1 protein-coding gene is annotated in these 955 nt (G+C 75.2%); it reads left to right on the forward strand.

Going from position 1 to position 955, the window contains the following annotated elements; all coding sequences use genetic code 11:
* Positions 1–325 precede the first annotated feature (325 nt).
* Positions 326–727, forward strand: a complete 402-nt coding sequence (locus A7A76_RS02445; RefSeq protein WP_206409704.1) for a DUF3224 domain-containing protein — start codon at positions 326–328, stop codon at positions 725–727.
* Positions 728–955 lie beyond the last annotated feature (228 nt).

The following is a 955-nucleotide window of genomic DNA, read 5'->3' on the forward strand; positions in this document are numbered from 1 at the left end:
CAGATCGCGGCGGCGAGGCCGGTGGCGGCATGGGCGCGGCGGCGCGGGGAACGAATCGGCATGACGGAACGGACGGCCGGGCCGCGCGGCGTCGGCGGCGCGCAGGGGTGGGGGAGGGGGCGCGCCGCCGGCGCATCGTGACAAGCGCCGCGAACGCACGCGGCTGGCGCAGATGCTAGGGCAGGGGCGTAGCGGGCGGCTGCGGCAAGTTGCCGCACTGCGCGCACGCTGCGCGCAAGCCCGGCGCAACGCGCCGGCGCGAATCGGATTAGCATGCGCCGCTGGGCCGCGCCGACGGGGCGCCGCCGCGCACGGGGCCATCGCCATGCCGCTGATCGAAGGACCGTTCCAGGTGACGCTGAGCCCGCAGCCGGTGCACGCGCAGGCCGAGGGCGCATTCGGGCGCATGGCCCTGGACAAGCGCTTCGAAGGCGCGCTGGACGCGAGCGGCCGCGGCGAGATGCTCGCGGCCATGAGCGCGGTGAAAGGCTCGGCCGGCTATGTCGCGCTGGAGAAAGTCGAAGGCGCGCTGGACGGGCGCCGCGGCGGTTTCCTGTTGCTGCATCGCGGGCTGATGGACCGCGGCGAAGCCGACCTGAGCATCGTCGTGGTGCCCGACTCGGGCACCGGCGAACTGCAGGGCCTCAGCGGCCGCATGAGTATCGATGTGCGCGAGGGCGGCGCGCATTTCTACCGCTTCGAGTACCAGCTGCCCGACGCACCGTAAGCGCGGCTCGCTGCGGCGGCTCGCCGCGAACCGCTGCGAGCCGGGCCGGCGCCCGCGGCGAGGCCAGCGGGCTCAAGCGGCAAAGACGCCGCCGGGCATCTCAAGCACCATCGGCGGGACGAACCGTCGCGGCCGCGCCAGCGCCGTCGCCGGCCGATCCATGCGATTTTGTGCGCCCTGCCCAGCCGCGCGGCCGCGCCACCCGATGCGCCGCCGCCGCCACGGTTC

This window comes from Lysobacter enzymogenes, from assembly GCF_017168095.1.
GTDB lineage: Bacteria > Pseudomonadota > Gammaproteobacteria > Xanthomonadales > Xanthomonadaceae > Lysobacter > Lysobacter enzymogenes_D.

Bases quoted from the DNA above. Each gene is read 5' to 3' on its own strand.
- A7A76_RS02445 (WP_206409704.1), top strand. From the start codon at position 326: ATGCCGCTGATCGAAGGACCGTTCCAGGTGACGCTGAGCCCGCAGCCG.